General features: G+C 55.8%; 3 protein-coding genes. All 3 read left to right on the forward strand.

What is annotated here, in order from left to right:
* Nucleotides 1-24 precede the first annotated feature (24 nt).
* Nucleotides 25-771: a 4Fe-4S dicluster domain-containing protein gene (locus OEL57_RS16655; protein WP_300742058.1), complete on the forward strand. Its 747-nt coding sequence runs from the start codon at nucleotides 25-27 to the stop codon at nucleotides 769-771.
* A 71-nt stretch (nucleotides 772-842) separates the two neighbouring features.
* Complete coding sequence (locus OEL57_RS16660) at nucleotides 843-1,451, forward strand: TorD/DmsD family molecular chaperone (RefSeq protein WP_300742060.1); 609 nt, start codon at nucleotides 843-845, stop codon at nucleotides 1,449-1,451.
* Nucleotides 1,444-1,696 (forward strand): 4Fe-4S binding protein (locus OEL57_RS16665; protein WP_300742062.1); only part of this gene is annotated, 253 nt, incomplete at its 3' end. The genes OEL57_RS16660 and OEL57_RS16665, both read left to right, overlap by 8 nt.

The raw sequence follows: 1,696 nt of genomic DNA on the forward strand, positions 1-1,696 counted from the left end.
TAACAGATGGCAAAACAATATGGAATGGTTATAGATCTTCAGAAATGTGTTGGCTGCGGGGCCTGCGCCCTGGCTTGCAAGACTGAAAACAATACCCAGGGCCGGGCCGATGGACAGACCTTTAACTGGGCTGACTTTATCTACCAGGAAGAGGGGAAGTTCCCCAACGCCACCTACCGCACCATTCCGGTGCTCTGTAACCATTGTACGGACGCCCCCTGTGTAAAGGCCTGTCCGGTTAAACCCAAGGCGATGTTCAAGACACCGGACGGCATCACCATGCACAATGACGAGCGCTGTATCGGCTGTCTGCGCTGTCAGAAGGCCTGCCCCTACAGTGTCACCGATGTGGTTAAACAAAAGTCTCAGTACAGCGTGATAAGCGCCAACATGGCTGAAGCTCACCCGGCCTCACGGGACAGCAGCGAAATGGTCAAGGGCTGCACCGCATCCGGCGCAGAGACCGCTAAAGCGGCCGGCGCGATCCCGCCTCATAAACACAATTACCAGCACCCTGACTACGCCAGTGTGCGTAAGGCAGGGGTAACGGAAAAATGCATCTTCTGCGAGCACCGGGTTAAAAAGGGGGAGCAACCCTACTGCGTGGCTGCCTGTCCCTCCAAAGCCCGCATCTTTGGTGACCTGAACGATGCAACCAGCGCTCCGGCCCAGGCGTTGAGGAAGCACAAGCCGATGCGGTTGAAGGAAGAGAAAAAGACCAAGCCGAACGTGGCCTATATCCGGTCCTTTGATACGAAAAAGAAAGCCTGATCCGGCCTTCAGCAGCATGCCTGAAACGGGGGATAGGATGGGTTCTATCCCCTGTTTCAATCGGAGCACCAATGGAAACCTGTAACGAAGATATCTATCGTCTGCTGGCAGCCTGTTTTTATCCACCAGCACCGGCATTGCTTGAGGAAGGATGTTGTACCAATCTGGCGGCATTGCTGGCTTCATCTTGTCCGCACGCAGCACAGCAGGCTACAGAGGCAGCGCGATTGCTGCACGATGCCGATCCGCAAGAGTTGCTGGTTGAATACAGCCGTCTTTTTCTCGGGCCATTCAAACTGGTTGCCCCACCCTATGGTTCGGTCTGGCTGGACCAGTCAAAGGCGGTTATGGGTGAGTCCACTGCCCGGGTGGCTGCCTTTTATCAATCCCATGGTCTGCAGTTGGCCGAAGACTTCCCGGAGTTGCCGGACCATATTACGGCGGAGCTGGAATTCCTCTCCTATCTGGCCTTCAGGCAACGGGAGGCAACAACCGCAGGAGACAACGCCGGAACAGCAGCGTATATTCAGGCACAGCAGGAGTTTCTTGCCAGTTTCCTGCTGCCTTGGCTGACACTGTTTTGCGAAGCGATTAGTGATGATGGTGAAGCGCCCTTTTATGCAGCTATTGCGCAATGCACCTTGGCCTTTACCACTGCACAGGTCACGGACCATGCCTGAGCAGACCGGCAGCCGCAATGATCTGCGGATTGACCATTCACGCTGCCTGCCGATCCGCTACAGCGAAAGCAGCTGCCGTCGGTGTATCAAGATCTGCCCGCACGGTGCCATCAGCATTGATGAGCAGCTAACGGTTGATCAGGAACGCTGCAAAGGCTGCCTGCTCTGCACCACCGTCTGCCCTTCAGGCGCCTTGGAGATCAACCATGATTTTGCGGCCTGTCTGGCAGCACTCGCCAAGGTCA

Source organism: Trichlorobacter sp. (genome assembly GCF_030247655.1).
Taxonomy (GTDB): domain Bacteria; phylum Desulfobacterota; class Desulfuromonadia; order Geobacterales; family Pseudopelobacteraceae; genus Trichlorobacter.